General features: G+C 41.5%; 15 protein-coding genes. 6 read left to right on the plus strand and 9 right to left on the minus strand.

Going from position 1 to position 16,564, the window contains the following annotated elements; genetic code table 11:
* The first annotated feature begins 102 nt into the window (after positions 1–102).
* From V7R35_RS04210 to V7R35_RS04225, 4 genes are all read left to right on the plus strand, one after another.
* Entirely contained in the window at positions 103–732 is a 630-nt protein-coding gene (locus tag V7R35_RS04210) for an XrtA/PEP-CTERM system exopolysaccharide export protein (protein WP_334013457.1), read from the plus strand.
* Positions 733–760: 28 nt separating this feature from the next.
* Positions 761–2,344 (plus strand): XrtA system polysaccharide chain length determinant, encoded by a 1,584-nt coding sequence (locus V7R35_RS04215; protein ID WP_334013458.1) that lies wholly within the window; start codon positions 761–763, stop codon positions 2,342–2,344.
* The gene (locus V7R35_RS04220) at positions 2,341–3,216 is read left to right on the plus strand and encodes an XrtA-associated tyrosine autokinase (RefSeq protein ID WP_334013459.1); all 876 of its coding nucleotides are present in this window, start codon (positions 2,341–2,343) and stop codon (positions 3,214–3,216) included. The genes V7R35_RS04215 and V7R35_RS04220 overlap by 4 nt, the downstream gene beginning before the upstream one ends.
* 78 nt (positions 3,217–3,294) lie before the next feature.
* A complete protein-coding gene (locus V7R35_RS04225; protein ID WP_334013460.1) occupies positions 3,295–4,971 on the plus strand; it encodes a TIGR03016 family PEP-CTERM system-associated outer membrane protein in 1,677 nt (558 codons plus the stop codon).
* 105 nt (positions 4,972–5,076) lie between these two features.
* Here the strand turns inward: V7R35_RS04225 and V7R35_RS04230 are convergent, their stop codons facing one another.
* Complete coding sequence (locus tag V7R35_RS04230; RefSeq protein ID WP_334013461.1) at positions 5,077–5,973, minus strand: hypothetical protein; 897 nt, start codon at positions 5,971–5,973, stop codon at positions 5,077–5,079.
* Between the two features lie 191 nt (positions 5,974–6,164).
* Positions 6,165–7,232, minus strand: a complete 1,068-nt coding sequence (locus V7R35_RS04235) for an XrtA/PEP-CTERM system-associated ATPase (protein WP_334013462.1) — start codon at positions 7,230–7,232, stop codon at positions 6,165–6,167.
* 238 nt (positions 7,233–7,470) lie between these two features.
* Between V7R35_RS04235 and V7R35_RS04240 the strand changes: the two genes are divergently transcribed.
* On the plus strand, positions 7,471–7,815 hold the full coding sequence (locus V7R35_RS04240) for a GIY-YIG nuclease family protein (protein WP_334013463.1): 345 nt from the start codon (positions 7,471–7,473) through the stop codon (positions 7,813–7,815).
* Between the two features lie 147 nt (positions 7,816–7,962).
* On the opposite strand, the gene V7R35_RS04245 is transcribed toward V7R35_RS04240, so the two are convergent.
* Positions 7,963–8,868, minus strand: a complete 906-nt coding sequence (locus V7R35_RS04245) for a DUF350 domain-containing protein (RefSeq protein WP_334013464.1) — start codon at positions 8,866–8,868, stop codon at positions 7,963–7,965.
* A 102-nt stretch (positions 8,869–8,970) separates the two neighbouring features.
* On the opposite strand from V7R35_RS04245, the gene glnE reads away from it, so the two are divergent.
* On the plus strand, positions 8,971–11,886 hold the full coding sequence (glnE, locus tag V7R35_RS04250) for a bifunctional [glutamate--ammonia ligase]-adenylyl-L-tyrosine phosphorylase/[glutamate--ammonia-ligase] adenylyltransferase (RefSeq protein ID WP_334013465.1): 2,916 nt from the start codon (positions 8,971–8,973) through the stop codon (positions 11,884–11,886).
* On the opposite strand, the gene V7R35_RS04255 is transcribed toward glnE, so the two are convergent.
* The 6 genes from V7R35_RS04255 to V7R35_RS04280 form a co-directional block, all read right to left on the minus strand.
* Complete coding sequence (locus tag V7R35_RS04255; RefSeq protein ID WP_334013466.1) at positions 11,883–12,500, minus strand: TcpQ domain-containing protein; 618 nt, start codon at positions 12,498–12,500, stop codon at positions 11,883–11,885. The two genes, glnE and V7R35_RS04255, sit on opposite strands and share 4 nt — an antisense overlap.
* A 160-nt stretch (positions 12,501–12,660) precedes the next feature.
* On the minus strand, positions 12,661–13,590 hold the full coding sequence (gene lpxL / locus V7R35_RS04260) for an LpxL/LpxP family Kdo(2)-lipid IV(A) lauroyl/palmitoleoyl acyltransferase (RefSeq protein ID WP_334013467.1): 930 nt from the start codon (positions 13,588–13,590) through the stop codon (positions 12,661–12,663).
* A 123-nt stretch (positions 13,591–13,713) separates the two neighbouring features.
* The gene (locus V7R35_RS04265; protein WP_334013468.1) at positions 13,714–13,971 is read right to left on the minus strand and encodes a DUF3081 family protein; all 258 of its coding nucleotides are present in this window, start codon (positions 13,969–13,971) and stop codon (positions 13,714–13,716) included.
* Between the two features lie 75 nt (positions 13,972–14,046).
* A complete protein-coding gene (locus V7R35_RS04270) occupies positions 14,047–14,577 on the minus strand; it encodes a hypothetical protein (RefSeq protein ID WP_334013469.1) in 531 nt (176 codons plus the stop codon).
* 13 nt (positions 14,578–14,590) lie between these two features.
* The gene (locus V7R35_RS04275; RefSeq protein WP_334013470.1) at positions 14,591–15,775 is read right to left on the minus strand and encodes a hypothetical protein; all 1,185 of its coding nucleotides are present in this window, start codon (positions 15,773–15,775) and stop codon (positions 14,591–14,593) included.
* Positions 15,772–16,557 (minus strand): outer membrane lipoprotein-sorting protein, encoded by a 786-nt coding sequence (locus tag V7R35_RS04280; RefSeq protein ID WP_334013807.1) that lies wholly within the window; start codon positions 16,555–16,557, stop codon positions 15,772–15,774. The genes V7R35_RS04275 and V7R35_RS04280 overlap by 4 nt, the downstream gene beginning before the upstream one ends.
* Positions 16,558–16,564 lie beyond the last annotated feature (7 nt).

Raw genomic sequence — 16,564 nt, forward strand, 5'->3', positions numbered from 1 at the left:
ACTAATTGATATAAACTATTAATACAAAGCCAAATATTAACACATTTGCCTGTGTAACGATTACGAAAAGAACTTTGTGATTATCACATCTTGGAAGAAATTATGAAACATGTCACCCACGCTAGAAAACTTATATTGCTTTTTTTCATTGTGTCACTCTCTGCATGCAGCTCTCGCTCACTTCCAGAATCCGAACCTCGCGCATCATTGACCACTGATGTTAATAACTATCAGTATCTTATAGGGCCCGGCGATAACCTCACTATTTTTGTATGGCGTAACCCTGAAATATCAGGTTCTTTTATTGTACGGCCTGACGGAAAAGTAACTACCTCGCTAGTAGAAGATATCGTGGTTGCAGGCAAAACCCCAACTGATCTTGCCAGAGAAATTGAAGAGCAGCTTGCGACCTTTATAAACTCTCCTAGAGTAACGGTCAGTGTAAATAATTTTCAGGGGCCGTTCAGCGAGCAGGTTCGAGTAATAGGAGAGGCAACTAACCCAAGAGCGATAAACTATACACAACACATGACTCTACTCGATCTAATGATTCAAGTTGGCGGTCTTACTGAGTTTGCAGACGGAAATAGAGCAAAACTTGTGCGAGTAATAAATGGCCAACAGAAATCATTCGATGTGGATATCTCTGACCTAATTAAAAAAGGCGACATATCTAAAAATATCGATATCTTACCTGGCGACATTGTCATAATCCCAGAGGCATGGTTTTAGACCCAATCAGTAGTAACGGAAACGCTCTATGCAAGATTTAAGAGGCACATTAGAAGAAATTCTCGACCATGTACGTGGTATATGGATAAAAAAGCGCTATGTAATGCTGTTTAGCTGGCTGGTAATACCTCCTGGACTTATTTACGTAGCCACAATGCCGGATGTTTACAGTTCAAAAGCCAGAATATACATAGACATCGGTTCTGAACTCGATATGGCGCTTCGCGGGTTAACGTTTGAAGACAACCCCAATCAAAAAATATTAATGATGATACAGACTCTCAAAAGCAGAGAGAATATCGAAAAGATTGCACGAGGTGCTGATTTGGACATCACGACCTCTAACATGCAAGAGTATAACGAGTTGATAAGGGAATTAAATGGAGATATTAAATTAATAGTTCCAGAAACGAGGTCGAAAGAACAAATCTTCACCATATCTTATCAACACACTAATGCAACTACAGCCAAAAACGTAGTGCAAGAGACCTTAGACCTCTTCATCGAAGGAACATTGGGTGAATCTAGAGAAAGTGCAACAACAGCCAACCGGTTTTTAGACGAGCAAATATCTGACTATGAAAATCGATTGTCATTAGCAGAACAAAAGATGGCCGACTTTCAAAGAAAGTATACTGACTTGCTACCTTCATCAGGCTCTTTCTATTCACGACTCAATATACTTAAAGAAGAGCTTGAAGAAACCAGACTACAAATTAGCCAGCTTACAAAACAAAAAGAATCATTCACTTCTCAATTAAGCATTGAACGAGAGAACTTTACTAACTCAAATATTACAGATGGTGAGCCGGTTATAAGAACTCGATATGATGCTAGGATCTTAGAGTTAGAGGCCAGACTTGATCAGCTAAAAATAAGGTTTACCGACTTACACCCAGAAGTGACTGAGACATCTAGACTACTGGAGAGCCTTGTTAATACAAGGGAAGAAGAAATCGCTTCTTATCTAGAGCGAGACAAAACAGACGAAGAGCTAGTAAGCACGAGTCCAGTTAGTTTTGAAATCAAGGTAGAGATAAACAGGTTAGCTGGAGAAGTTGCTGCGCTAGCGGTGAAAGAGGACAGCCTGTTATCAAAGATTAGCGAGCTCAGAGCAAAAATAGATTTAATACCTCAGATTGAAGCCGAGCAAACTGCACTGAATCGTGATTATGAAATTCTTAAGCAAAATTACCTAGAACTATTATCAAGAAGAGAGTCTGCGGAACTCTCTCAACGAGCAGATATCAGTTCTAAAGACTTTGAATTCCGAGTAATAGAACCACCAATGGTGCCCGTCAAGCCCAGCGGACCACAGCGTCTTATTTTCTATACCGCAGTTGTATTTTTGGGTTTTGGCGCTGGTGTAGCAGTTGCATTCATAGTAAGTCAATTTAACCCGCTTCTTTTCCGAGCATCTCAAATAAACCGATTTTCTGAGTATCCTGTTTTAGGATGCGTGAGCCACTTGGATAAACCCTCACTGTCAAAAACCAATAGAGCACGACTTTTGATATTTCTTCTGTCATCAAGCGTATTATTAATGCTTTATTTGACACTTATGGCCGCTGAAATTTTGCACATAGATTTAATTGAGAGAGTCTTACCATGAATACAATTGAAAAGGCACTGAACAAAAAACGGACAGAGCCTGCAGAGACTAGCAACTCAAAGGCCAACGAACATGGCGCCTCTGCAGTTTCACAGAATGAAAATGAAAAAGAGCTCTCTTCTACTTCTTTGGGCTCACCTTTTGACGTAGCAATCGACACTGATATGCTAGAAAGGAGCGGCTTTGTTTCTGTTGACTCGACTAGAAGGCTTATTAATGAGGAATATAGAGCAATAAAACGAAAACTACTGCAAAACGCCTTCGGTTCGATTTCGAAAACGCTTAATAACGCTAACATCATTATGGTCAGTAGCGCAAGGCCAAATGAGGGAAAAACATTTACCGCGGTAAACTTAGCTTTGAGCATTGCAGCAGAAAAAGACAAGACGGTTTTGTTAGTAGATGCAGATGTTCTTCGCCCAAACGTAGCAAAAACTTTAGGTATTAATTTTGAGACAGGGCTAATTGACTACCTTTTGGATGAAAAACTCGACATCGCAGATGTTATGTACAAGACAAACGTAGATAAATTAAGAATAATTCCTGCGGGTAAAAGCCATCACCTCTCGACAGAATTACTAGCTAGCGAAAAAATGCAGCGAACCATTGATGAAATAGCTACAAGATATCCTGATAGGGTTGTGATAATTGACACACCGCCACTTATAGGCATAAATGAAACAGCTATCCTTACAAACTTTGCGGGACAGGCGGTTGTTGTTTGCGAAGAAGGTAAAGCACGCCTAACAGACATAAATAGAGCAGTATCGCTTTTAAACCCTGAAATGGCGATCGGTTTCGTTGTGAATAAAGCTATTGTTTCAGTTGATGACGATACTGGCTATTATGGTTATTATCACACCAAGTCTTAGGCGCTAGACCGCCTAAGGCTCTATTAATCTTTAAGCATATCGTCGTTTTGTTACCTGATCAGAATGGAAGTCTAAGCTGTGAACATTAATAAAAATAAGAATCGCTTTATGAAAGGACTATCGGACAAGATTTTCATTGCAACCTGTTCTTCTTTCGTTGTGTGTAACAACGCTGTCGCCGATTTAAAGCTATCAGCAAACTCATCGCTTACAAGTGTTTATCAAGATATCAGTTCTGAGGAGAACGGGAACGACTCTTTTACTACCTTCTCAGTGAATCCTACTTTAAATGCCAGCTATCAATCTAAAACGATAAATAGCCTTTGGCAGGGAAAGGTAACATATTTAAAACGTGGCCGGAATGAAGATATAATTGATGACACATATGGAGAATACAACTATAAGGCGATATGGTCCCCCTTAGGAGACGTATTTCTTGTTTCAGCGAGCGGCGCGTTAAAGTATCAAAATGCTCAATCAGGAAATTTTTTAGTATCTGATTTTTTTACAAATGCAGAAGCACTAACAAAGTCGCGTTCCAATCGTTTTGCTATTACTGGTAAATTAGAAAGAGGAAGCTGGATTAGAGGCGACGCTACACTTTCCTACTCTGATGTTGCATCAGAACCAAACATAATCGCTGCTTTTCCCGCTTTAAACAACGATACGTATTTTGCGTCGGGTGAACTGTCTAGCGGGAAAGACGCTAAATATGTTCTATGGCAGATTACAGGTACATTTCAAAGCACCGATAGATTGGATCGTAACCAAGGAAACTTCGTTACCAGGACGTCGTCGGCGTTCGTAGACGTGCACTTATTAGGAAATTGGGCAGTACGAATAAATGGAAATCATGAGGGCAATCAAATATCAAGTGCCGATAATGCATCGAGCATCGTACGTACCTTTGATTCATATGGCGCAGGGTTAACTTATCGTCAATCAGAAAACAGGTTTGCCTCGATAACAACAAATATCTCGAAGTCAGATGCTGTTGAAAATAACAACATATCTTTTATTGGTCTTGATGTTCAATGGGCTCTAACAGAAAGAACGGGATTATCTATCAAATATGGTAGACGCTTTTTTGGTGAAACGGCGAGCGCAAGCTTAAAATTCAACTCTAGGGCGCTTAGAACAGCTTTTACATACACAGAGGATGTAACCAACGCTTCTAGGCTTTTGTCTAACCCGGAAAATCTTGGTGTTTTCGTTTGCCCTGTAAACTCAATATCAATTTCAAACTGCTTTCAACCTAACAGTTTAAACTACTCACCCAATGCTGATGAACAACTAGTACAGTTTTCAAATCAAAATATTGATATTAATGATAATGTTATAATTAGAAAATCGAGCAATTTACAATTAAGCTATGATTTTTCCAGAGTAACTGTGGGAGGCTCTTTCAGATATTCGGAGGATGACGCATTAGAGCAAGATAGACTTATACGCACATACTCCTTTGAAAGTAGTGTCTATTATCGCGTCGGTACCAAAACCCGCTTCGGGGCGGAAATCGAAGCAGCTTCAATAACACAACGCTCAGAAACATTTTCAAACGGTGAGAGCGATAATTTTAATTTAAGCTTCAACGTCGAGCACTCCATAACCAAAAACCTATTGTTTAAAACTGGTATAGATTTCGTTGATAGAAAAGGCGATAACATTAACGCCATCGGATCACAAAATGGGCTGTTTGGCGCAAATTTTGAAAGTAGAAGGATATCGATAAGTTTAAACTATTCTTTTAACTAACTAGACCCTACTATCAAAAAGAGCTTTTAATTATTAGTTGAAGGCTCAACAGGCTATGCAGCGCAAAAAAGCAAAGCTATAGCCTTCCTAGCAGCAAAGAATAAGTTAAGTCTCAAGTCTTATGAAATCAAATACAACCTTTATCTTTTTGCGCAAATAGAAAGCTGACATAAATATAAACAAAGTTAGTATATCCGGTTCTGCTACATCTACAGCTAGAGGGTCTCTAGCCCACACGCTTACATGCGAGATAGATTGAGCTTTTCCATTTTTATTCAAAAAGTCTGCCGTACTAAAAGTGCCACTCAGCGTATATGGGGTAAAGAAATCGAATTTGCCGGGAGGCTCTTTTGAAAATATATCTTTAAAGTCGAAGTCATATACTGAAAAACGATTCCCCACTTTAAGAGAAATAGCGAGTCGATCAAATGTTGACCTTCCTAAAACGCTCTGAACCTCTTCAATTATGGATAAATCAGTTTTAAGTGACCAAGTACCCGCAAGGCATTCGCTTGTTTTGCCATCAGTGCATGAAAAGTCAATGGTAAGAACATCCTCAATATTTAATTCAGCGTTAGAAAATGGTGCCGTTACGTTTTCATAAGATACGTCTAATAAATCATTTAAAGTGCCTAGTCTTATCCAGCCAGGATCATTAACGCCGCCAACACCGTCTAAATCAAGTAAGTCCTTAGTTTCAACAAAAGCTCCCTCTTGGAAAAAGTTGTTATTACCGTTCAAAAGACCGTCACCAAAGGCACCAAAATTTGCTGATGGTTTCAAATTTCCATCATCGTTGCCAGAAAAAGCAGCACATCCAGTCGCACTATATACATTTGAAATAAGCTCCGTTCCAAGCTCATTAGAGTTTCTTATAGAGGTAAGTAAGACATTTCCTGTATTGCACGACAGCGCGCTAATAACAGATATTTTTGTAGCATAAGAAGGAAAAGTAGTGAGAGAGATAACAAAAAATAACAATAGTGACTTATATATTTGCATTGGTAGCTAATTTTAAATGAGTTGATTCTGCGCAACAATGCAAAAAAAAGACCAAGAATAAAAATCACTATATTATCAATAATTTAAAAGCACCTTGGAAATTTATCATTAAATGATGTAAAAGAGGTCGACAATTTTTTTAAATTTTCGATAGGTAATTCCACCTAATTGTTAAATCCGCCAAACGTTGATTAACGATCGTTTTTGCCATCTTCTTTAAGCCGCACGTAAGTCTTAAACTTCTTCTTCATAAGCTTATCGACGTACTGGGTCATTTTCACCTTTTGGGAAATCGCGTCATCCAGTGCATCTACTAGCTCAGCTAGCATGTCTAAGTAGTACTTAGTATCGCGAATAACATTCCCTTCTGGCGTCATCACCGTTTTACTTTCTGGGCTATCAGCAAAGCCCATATGCTCGGTTACTTCTGCACCCGTTTTATCAGGCTCAAACATCTCGGCTTTAACTTCGTCAATAACTTCATTTACGGCATCTGCAGAGATGTTATCTAGCTCTTCAAGAAACCCGTACAACATAATGCGGTCCATCAAGGTGTTTATTTTACGAGGTACACCGCGTGTAAACAGATGAATTCGCTCGTACGCTTCTTCACTAAACAGCTGCGAGCCGTTCCAACCTGCATTGCGTAAACGATATTCTATATATTCCTTGCACTCGTCGTGCGACAGCGGCGCTAAATGGCACGACGCCACAATACGCTGCCTAAACTGTTCCATGTTTGGCGCGCGCAAAATTGGCTGCAGCTCTTCTTGGCCTAACAAGAAGCTTTGAATGAGCGGCTTTCCGTTTAATTGAAAGTTACTTAGCATACGTAACTCTTCAATGGTTTCTAGCGGCAGGTTTTGCGCCTCATCTACCAAAAGAAGTGCTCGGCGCCCCGCCCTGTTTAAATCGAATAGAAATATTTCAAGGGCTTTTAGAATGTCTGCTTTCGAACGGCCTTCGGTAGGAATATCAAATTTCGCGGCCACCATTTTTACTAGTTCATCTGGCGATAGCTTTGGCGTAACAATTTGCGCTGCTGCAATATCGTCTTCAATTTCTTCTAGCAGGCTATTTGCAATGGTAGTTTTACCTGTACCTATGCCACCAGTGATAACAATAAAGCCTTCCGCTTGTGACAAACCATACTGAAGGTAAGACATGGCTCGTTTATGCCATTTACTGGCGAAGAAAAATGCGGGGTCTGGCGTTAACTGAAACGGTTTCGAGTTAAGTCCGTAATAACTTTCGTACATGAATATTACCGTTGAATGAATTCGATTTAATAGCGCGCTGCTATATTACCTAACATCGCTTAGTTATCGTAGTGCTAATTCGACACTTCTCAAATTTTGACCACTGGTATTTTAACAACTTAGCATTTTAACGACTTAGTACTTTTACGACTTGTCGATTTAACTGCTTGCCCTGCTATGACCGGTCAAGCTCTGGTATTATCCTTGAACTATAATTTATGAAACAAAAAACACGGTAATGAGCAGACCAGCCAACATCAGTAATACCCATCAACAAGACACAAACACGGCTTGGTATCTTTATCTTATTGAAAATAAGCTGGGGCAGCTTTATACGGGAATTACTAATAACCCTACGCGTCGCATCGCGCAGCATAGGGGCGAATTAAAAGGCGGTGCTAAAGCCTTAAAAGGTAAAACGCCGCTATGTTTTCGCGCTGTTTTTGAAGTGCAAGACAAGTCACACGCGGCAAAGCTAGAATATGAAGTGAAACAAATGAGCCGTCAGAAGAAAGACCGTATAATTGCGCAGCGCAAGCTACATGATTCACACTGTGTTATGGAGTCAAAAGGGTTTGAGTAGCCCTGTGTTTACAAGAACTATTCATATTCACATAAACAGAAAAAAGAATAGCTAGTCACCCTACTTTCAAGCCAGCTGCTAACCCAACTAGCCACTTAGCAGTTCAGCCAACTTTTCACCACAATTATCAACTCAATTAGCCACCTACTACCCACCCAAAACAGCGTTGATAATCATGGCGTTCCCTATGCTCAAAGTAAATCCGACTGCCGCCACGCCAACGTTATGCTGTTGATCCACTTCCTGCCTAAAGTGCATGCCAAATAAGATTATTTTCTTGCTTACCAGTACCAGCAAGTGAAGCGCTATAGTTAAACATACGCTTACAAACAGCCACCCCGTTACATTACTTACATAACCCGATGGTGAATAAACCAATAAATTGTTTGCAGCCGATACAATCATGGCTGTACCTAACAAGTTACCAGAATGCTCAATGGCTAACGCCAGTTGCCCTTTTTCAAGCGCGCCTTGGAAAGAGTCATTTTGGTTGTCTTTGGCATATCTATACTCAAAAATACGCGTCATTATTAACAGCATAGTAAGAACCACTGAGAACCCCGTTACTATAGCAATAAGGGCATTCATGTCGCTCCCATCCACCCACAACATGATGTTGCGAAGTACAATAGCGCTTGCTACCAAACTTGCTGCATCAACCAGTGCAACGCTTACACTGCGCTCGGCAATCATTTCATGGGTATCTACTTCATTCAGTACCAGTTTGTCGTGCGCAAACCGTCCTAGCTTTACCAATAAAATACCTACGGCACCAAAAACAATCATTCCTAAAGCAGCGTCTTGATACCCCTGCCCTACGTGCCTTCCTACTACAGAACTCAATACAATACACAGCGACAGCATGCCGCCAGCAATGCTAATACCAAAAGCAAAGTTATCTTTCACACCCAGCTCTTCGGTAACAGAGTGCTTTCGAAATGCACCAGTAAGCCACTTCATTATCATCAACAGTACCAACGCAATGGCCACATCCATGGCAAGGTAAATTGCTAATTCTTGCGTAAGAGGTACTAGTTTTACTAAGGCTTCCACGTTATCGTTGCTCCAAAGACGAGCATTTGCTTTTAGTTTGAAGCGCAGTCGTCAATACTTTGATTAGTTAAAGAAATATATCCAATATTATGTGCCAGTATTATGCCAACAGAAAACGAAAATAGCATGACAAACCTTGAACACGCCCAAAATGCTTGGCATCAAGTATTGGCATCACCGCATTTAACCGACAGTGCTAAACAACAAATTGAAATACATAAAGACGAATTGCTTCTGGCATTCTCTCGCTCTCTATTTATAGCTAATACACTTGCTAATAACCCCAAAGCTATTTCACGCATTATCGGTACGCCGCCAAAAAACCAAGAGATCTCTTTCTATGAAGTTGCTTTGACAGAGCAGCTACAGCACATTAGCTCGGAAGATGAATTATCACGGGTACTAAGGCAGTTCAGAAACCAAGAAATGGCGTGCATAGCGTTTAGTGACGTACTGAACAAACAAACTATCACCCAGTCGCTAAAGCAGGTATCGGCGTTAGCTGATGTATTGATTACAAAAGCATACCACTGGCTATACGATTTCTTAGCTACGCGCTACGGAAAACCGCATGATGAACACGGTGATATGCACATGTACATCTTGGGCATGGGCAAACTGGGCGGTAAAGAGCTTAACTTCTCTTCAGATATAGACCTTATATTTTGCTACCCAGAGAAAGGCGAAACCCAAGGTGGTCGAAAATCCATAGAACACCAGCAATTCTTTATTAAGGTTGCGCAGAAGCTTATTCAAGCACTGAATAAAATTACCAACGATGGTCAAGTGTACCGCGTTGATATGCGCCTTCGCCCGTTTGGTGATTCTGGTCCTCTGGTAATGCACTTTGCTGCACTTGAAGACTACTACCAAGACCAAGGGCGTCATTGGGAACGCTTTGCAATGGTGAAAGCGCGTATAATCAATACACATAATCCGCATTGCAAAGACGAAGAGTCAGTCGCTTGGTTGACCAGTATTCTCCATCCTTTTACGTACCGTCGATATTTAGATTTCACTACGCTAGATGCGTTGCGAAATATGAAAAAGCTCATCGCCACAGAAATAAGACGGCGAAGATTAAGTAACAACATTAAATTAGGTGCGGGCGGCATTCGGGAAGTTGAATTCTTTGCCCAAAGTTTTCAACTTATTCACGGCGGACGCGAGCCCTTACTTCAAAGTAAGTCATTACTTACTACCCTAAAAGCACTCAGTAATCTTGATATTGTAGAACAAGAAACCACGGATGTGCTTGTCGAAGACTATCTGTTTTTGCGAAAAGTAGAGCATACGCTTCAGCAAAACAACGACGAACAAACACAAACACTTCCCAATGAAGCATGGCGTAAACACGCGCTAGCAAAAGTGATGGGCTATGAGAATTATGATGAGTTTAATGCCGCGTTAGTGAATGCTATGGCACGTATACACGCACACTTTAATGATTTGGTTGAAGAACAAAGTGAAACTCACTCACAAGAAGATACTTTGTTCACTGCTTGCCAAGATGCGTGGCAACTGTCGTTAAATCAAGAGGAGTTTAGCGACGCATTTAGCGACCATTTGTCAGTAGATGAAATAGAAGGTATTTACCCTCAAGTATTGTCATTCAAAGAAAAGCAGCGCAATTACCGTATTGGCCAAAAAGGTGAAGATACGCTTAATAAGCTTCTGCCCGAAATTTTGTATGTGTTAGTGCAGCAGCACCCTCACCATGCTGTTAATGTGCTGTCGCGCTTGTTAGGGGTAATTGAAGCCATTACAGGGCGCACCACTTATTTGGATTTGCTATTAGAAAACCCCGATGTATTAAAGCAGCTAGTGCGTTTATGTGAACGTAGTGATTGGATTGCACAAGAAATTAAGCGTTTCCCATTGTTGCTAGACGAGCTGCTAACACCATTGTATTTGGGGCAACAAAACACTGACATTGTTACAAGTAAAAGAGAATACGAACAAGAGCTTCGTGAAAATATGCTACGCATTGAGCAAGATGATGTTGAAATGCTAATGGATGCATGGAGACAGTTTAAGCTATGCCAACAGCTTCGCATTGCAGCAAGTGATATTAGTGGTTCACTTCCAATAAACCATGTTAGCGATAAATTAACGGTCCTTGCTGAGGTAATTCTGGAAAATGTTGTGAACGCTGCCTGGATGCAAATTAGTGAGCGATTTGGCGTTCCCAAACACCTTGAAGGGCAAAACAAGGGGTTTGCCGTTATTGGCTATGGCAAACTTGGCGGCTATGAATTGGGCTATGGTTCAGATCTCGATTTAGTTTTTTTACATAATGCGCCTAGAACAAGTACTACGAACGGTAAAAAAGCAATAGAGGCCCAACAGTTTTATATAAAATTAGCTCAGCGCATTATGCATCTGCTTAACACTAAAACCTTGTTTGGACAGCTTTTCGAAACCGATCTACGGCTTCGCCCATCTGGAAACGCCGGCTTACTTTGCTGTCATATAGACGGTTTCGAAAAATATCAGCATGAAGAAGCGTGGACGTGGGAACATCAAGCCCTCGTACGGGCACGTGGAATTTGTGGTGACGGTGAATTATTAACGCAGTTCTGTGAAGTGAGGGAACGCGTATTATGCCAACATCGAGACATAGACGCCCTTGCCAATGATGTGCGTAGTATGCGCATAAAAATGCGCGAGCACCTGCTTTCAAACACTAACGATAAAGTGGATTTAAAACAATGTGTAGGCGGCATAACAGACATCGAATTTATGGCGCAATTTTGGGTACTTGCCCATGCGAACCAACAAAGAACTCTTACTGAATACCCTGATAACTTGCGGATATTCGAAGCAGCAGCGCAAAGCAATTTACTCAGCAAAGAAACGGCGTCTACACTGCAAAATGAGTATCTAGCACTTCGCGAGCAGTACCACCACCTCACGCTGGCCGATACCAAATACGCTGACGAAAGTGATGAGCTCGACGCAATCCGTGAAACAGTTACAAAACAATGGGCTACTTTATTCAAAGAAGAAGTAGGTTAACCCCTAACTACTGCGCATTCGTTATCAAGAAATTCTGAGCGCTGCGCAGTGACTACCAATGAACGCTGGCCTGCACATAGGTAGGCCATAACTTCACCTTCAAAGCTACTGTTTATTGAACTAGCAATACTGGCAAGTGATCCTGCGACGGTATTGTCTAACTGAAACTGATGCTTTATGACGAAATCTTGCGGCAAGTTCCAAATTAGCTGCATGCCTTCGGCTTGTGCGTATTGCGATATCGCCTCGCGTAGGGTGTTACCTTCTTTAAAAGTTCTGTATTTATGCTCGCCAGTCCAGTTCTTTTCAACGGGTCTAGTTTGGCTAGACATCTGTGCAAGCTTGCCATCCAGGTCTGGGTCAACACCAGCAATATCAAGCACGAAATCACTTGTTTCTTCTTTTTCTGGATTGGTCGCAGACATACGAATGTCGCGATAAAACTCACTTAAACCACGACTTACCGATTTTTTCTCGGTCTCTGAGTCAGGTACGGGATTGTCATCATTAAGAGAAAGCATATAAATAAGCACCGAGGCCGCCACAATTAGCGCCACTGCCAAAGCGACTTGCTTTGCCCAAAACGATGAGCTCGAATACGTTGTTTGTCCCATTTCCTTTGTATACCTACTTATAACCTTTTACCAAAACCTATGCGCTCCGCGCTATTACATGTAAGCACCCTTTTATTGTAGTGCACTGCGTGAGGTAAAACCTATTAAACTATTTATCAATATTTTTTGTTTGACTGAGCGCTGTTCAACCGAGTTGTGTTTACGAATAAAGTGACGATGGGTTGTCAGCTGGTCTTGTTTTAAACCGCTTGTGCATCCAAAGGTAGCTTTCCGGCTGCTCTTTAATGGCTTTATCAATATGTTGATTTAACAACGTTAACGCTTCTGTGTCTTCCATCTCACCTAAACCATGAAGTGCAGGGAAGACTTTTATCTTATAGCCACGTTTGGTGTACTGCGATGAAATTAACATGGGTTCGCAGTCACTGCGTCTTATAAACATCAATGTTGCTGTGGTGGTTGCCGTGTCTTTCACGCCGCCAAAAGGTACGAAAATACTTTGCTTAGGGCCGTAGTCTTGATCGGGTAAATACAAACACAGCTCTTTCTCATCAAGGGCCTGCAGCAACGCTTTTGCATTGCGCTTATCAATCATATATTTATTAGAACGATTACGGCCATGATACTGAAGATAATCGACTAGCGGGTTGTTGTGCTTGCGATAAAAAGCAATGCTTGGATGGTAATAACCAATGCCTCGACAAGCGAACTCTAAGTTCATATTGTGCAACGCCATACCAAACACGCCTTTGCCTTTTGCAAACGCAGCTTCTATATGCTCTGTTCCTTCAATCTCAAAAGCGCGTTGAATACGCCAGTTTGGCCACCACCACCCCATTGCGGTTTCAAACAATGCCATACCCGTTCTGCGAATATTTTCTTTGTAAAGCGCTTCAACTTGCGCCTCACTTAATTCTGGGTTCCATAGCGTGATATTTCGTTTGGCAACTTTGGCTCTTTTGGGCACTATTTTAGCGATTAATTTACCTGTGCCTGCACCAATGGCACGGATTACTGGCAATGGCAGCCAAGTAATAAGGTAAAGAATAATTACACCAAGCCATACGGGCCAAAACTTCGGCCCTAGAAAAGCTAGTCTGAATGTGGGAGCTTTTATTGCCGCTGCCAATGTAGCGTTCCTTTTAAATTGACACTTCAAATTAATATGGCGGCATTGTATCAGAAGGTACTTTGATCGGCTATTGAGAGAAGTGCTTACGCGGGCGCACGCCACCCGCAAAACTTATAGTGATTAGTATTCTTTTTCGATTTTCTTCAGCTTTTTCTCAAAGCCTTCAAGATGACTGTTCGACTCGTAATCGAAATGGTATTTATTGTGAAATCCGAAACGCAGCTTCACGTGCACATCTTCAATAAACAAGGTGTAGCCATCGTGGTCAGTATATGCGGTGATCCCAAGCAGTTTATATTGCTCGTTTTCTTTTTCGCCGTGTTGACGAATTTTATCAAACACTCGAAGTAAAAATTTACTATCAAGTTCGTTTTTCATAGGGGCACCTTTTGTAATCCATGTACTGTTTTTTACTTTTCACAATACAATTTGGATTTGCGCCCCCACTATGAATTAATTGAAATTGTATCTAAACCCAACATTTAGCATATGGGTAGAGAAACTGTCTTCGCCAGACAAATGTACATATTCCACGCGAACCATAGACTTTAGCGAAACAAAGTAGTCGAACCCTAATCCAACTAAACCTGCAGCGATACCGTTATCGCTTGCACAGCGTTGCGCAACGCCAGAATCGTCACAGGCAAAATCGGTTGCAATATCTACTCTTGCCACACCCACTTTATAGAAAAGTTCGCCAGTTCCTCCCGACGCCTTGCCTAACATAGCTAAGTAGAGCGCCTCACCTTCGGCGTTCACTGTATCGTCGGAATAATCGAAAAGGTTTAAATACCCAAGCTCTGCATACCACTGCTGATGAACTTGTTTACCAAATGCAGCTCCAAAGGCCAACTCACTATCACTTGCTTGCGCAAAATCAAAATCGTTATAGCCGGCCGTCACCACTCCATAGTTTTTAGGTGCAGCGTTAGCCTGTGAAAGCCCAACCACTAGCGCACCTAACATCCAAAACAACTGCTTCATTTAAACTTCAACCTTAAAAAAAGTACTCCAAAGACAACTGAATATGATCGTCTCTTCGAAGGAAAAAGAACGTGTCCTCTACATCGTCCGATGAAAAGAAATAGCCGTCTAATTTCCAACGCCAGTTCGAAGACAGGCGACTACTAGCTTCAATAAAAGCAGAGTAAGTTGCGCTTTCGTCTAAGTCCTGCACATATCCAAACAACATTTCAGTGCCTGCAATATCATTAACAATAACGCGCAACCCCATCATAAGGTCGTTTTGCCCTACAGCAAAGAAGTTGTCATCGCGCTCATCGTATTGATATTCAAGTAAATACCCTAATCCATACTGCGAGTCAAATACGCCTTGCTGGGTATACTCAAAACCGGTTACTAACGCTGCAAAATCTTCACTTTGCCCTGTTCTATAAATACTCTCTAATTTTAAAAGCCACGCACCACTTACCTTTAGTAAATCAACACCGGCTTGATTAACTTGTGCGTAGAAAGGGTTAATCGCAACGTTGCCATTCTCATCTATGCCGGCAACAAGCTCTGGTTCCCGAGTTGTTCCAGTAAAGTAAGACAGCCCTACTTCCCAGTCATCAATAGAAGATTGCCAGCGCACTGCTAAATCTATATTGCGCTGCTCATTTGATGACTCATATATCGCATCACCAATAGCAATAGGTGGTCTTAAACGACCTTCAGTGCTTTGAAATGTTCTTTCACGAAAATACGGTAAAACAAAAACTGAAAACGTGCCTATGTCAGAATAATAAGACGCGTTCACCATTGGCTGCCCAAGTTTTGCTTCGCCATCCACCTGCTCAACGGCATCGGTTTGGTTAATAATATCTACAAGGTGGATAGACTCTGTTTGGCCCCAAAAAACTTTGCCAATTCCAACTTTGGTTTCCCAACTATCGGCATAATGCGCCCATTGGAGTTCTCGAATATCGCCATGAGTACGTTCGTCATCGTGTTCATCTACTCGATAAAAAGGCTTAAACAGCAGTGAATCGTTACCGTCATTAAACTCGGTGTACACTTCTGGAGAGACAAAGAAAGACCCATAGGTACGTTCTTGTTCTGGGTATAGCGCGTCTTGAAGGTAATAACGCATTTCTACTCCAGAAGAACCGGTTATCTCTACTGCAACGCTTGAAAACGCGATTGTGCCAAGCGACACAAAGGATGCGACTTTTTTTATCATCTCACTCTCTTAAGGCTGTTCTTATCAAAATCGTCGTCGCTTAAATCTGTATCAAACGTCATTTCTTCTGTAACTAACGTTGTACTTTTGCGAGTTTGTACGTTTCTCATTAGGTTTTTCATTGGGCGCCAATACTTGTCTTTAAACAGCTTGTAGTCGCTTAACAGAAGTATTTTCAACAAGGCGCCTTTTTGGTCGTAAAACTCTACTTTTTGGACGCGATAGTGCGACTGGTCCACCCATACTTTCATAAAAGAGTAACCTGAAAAATCGTACTCCGGCGTTTGCTTCAAAACAAAGCATATTTCATCGTTAACCGTTTCTTCACCCACGTATTCGTAAGAAAACTTTTCGACTTCGAAAGACGTCATATCTTCAAACGCAAATTCACTTCCTACAAACGGTCCGCTTTTGTTTTTAGACGCGATACGCTTCACCCGTTTCAATGCAGGCAGATAAATCCATTGCTCATCTGCCTCTAATGCGTGTGAAAAGCTCAAAAAGGCAGTGCCTTTAACGTCTCTTGGTGAATCAAATACCGTTAGCGCTTTGTCACCATCACCCTGTACCTCAAGCGATTTAACGCGAAGAGCCCTTGTTGCTTTCTGGCCCTGCGCATTTTTTAGCTCCATCGTCACGGTGGCTTCTGTTGTCCCCCACCCCAAGTCTCTCGCTTTTCGTTCTTTTGCTACTTCAATGGCTTTTGGGTCGCCCATCACATCTGCGCTAGCCAAATTGCCTATCAATAATTGCCCTGCAAGTAACACGGCAGATAAAGTCATTACTTTC

The sequence above is a fragment of the Alteromonas sp. S167 genome (genome assembly GCF_036864375.1).
GTDB lineage: Bacteria > Pseudomonadota > Gammaproteobacteria > Enterobacterales > Alteromonadaceae > Alteromonas.

Coding starts and splice junctions, on each gene's coding strand:
- V7R35_RS04210 (WP_334013457.1), top strand. CDS start 103: ATGAAACATGTCACCCACGCTAGAAAACTTATATTGCTTTTTTTCATT.
- V7R35_RS04215 (WP_334013458.1), top strand. CDS start 761: ATGCAAGATTTAAGAGGCACATTAGAAGAAATTCTCGACCATGTACGT.
- V7R35_RS04220 (WP_334013459.1), top strand. CDS start 2,341: ATGAATACAATTGAAAAGGCACTGAACAAAAAACGGACAGAGCCTGCA.
- V7R35_RS04230 (WP_334013461.1), bottom strand. CDS start 5,973: ATGCAAATATATAAGTCACTATTGTTATTTTTTGTTATCTCTCTCACT.
- V7R35_RS04235 (WP_334013462.1), bottom strand. CDS start 7,232: ATGTACGAAAGTTATTACGGACTTAACTCGAAACCGTTTCAGTTAACG.
- V7R35_RS04240 (WP_334013463.1), top strand. CDS start 7,471: ATGAGCAGACCAGCCAACATCAGTAATACCCATCAACAAGACACAAAC.
- glnE (WP_334013465.1), top strand. CDS start 8,971: ATGCCAACAGAAAACGAAAATAGCATGACAAACCTTGAACACGCCCAA.
- V7R35_RS04255 (WP_334013466.1), bottom strand. CDS start 12,500: ATGGGACAAACAACGTATTCGAGCTCATCGTTTTGGGCAAAGCAAGTC.
- V7R35_RS04265 (WP_334013468.1), bottom strand. CDS start 13,971: ATGAAAAACGAACTTGATAGTAAATTTTTACTTCGAGTGTTTGATAAA.
- V7R35_RS04270 (WP_334013469.1), bottom strand. CDS start 14,577: ATGAAGCAGTTGTTTTGGATGTTAGGTGCGCTAGTGGTTGGGCTTTCA.
- V7R35_RS04275 (WP_334013470.1), bottom strand. CDS start 15,775: ATGATAAAAAAAGTCGCATCCTTTGTGTCGCTTGGCACAATCGCGTTT.
- V7R35_RS04280 (WP_334013807.1), bottom strand. CDS start 16,557: ATGACTTTATCTGCCGTGTTACTTGCAGGGCAATTATTGATAGGCAAT.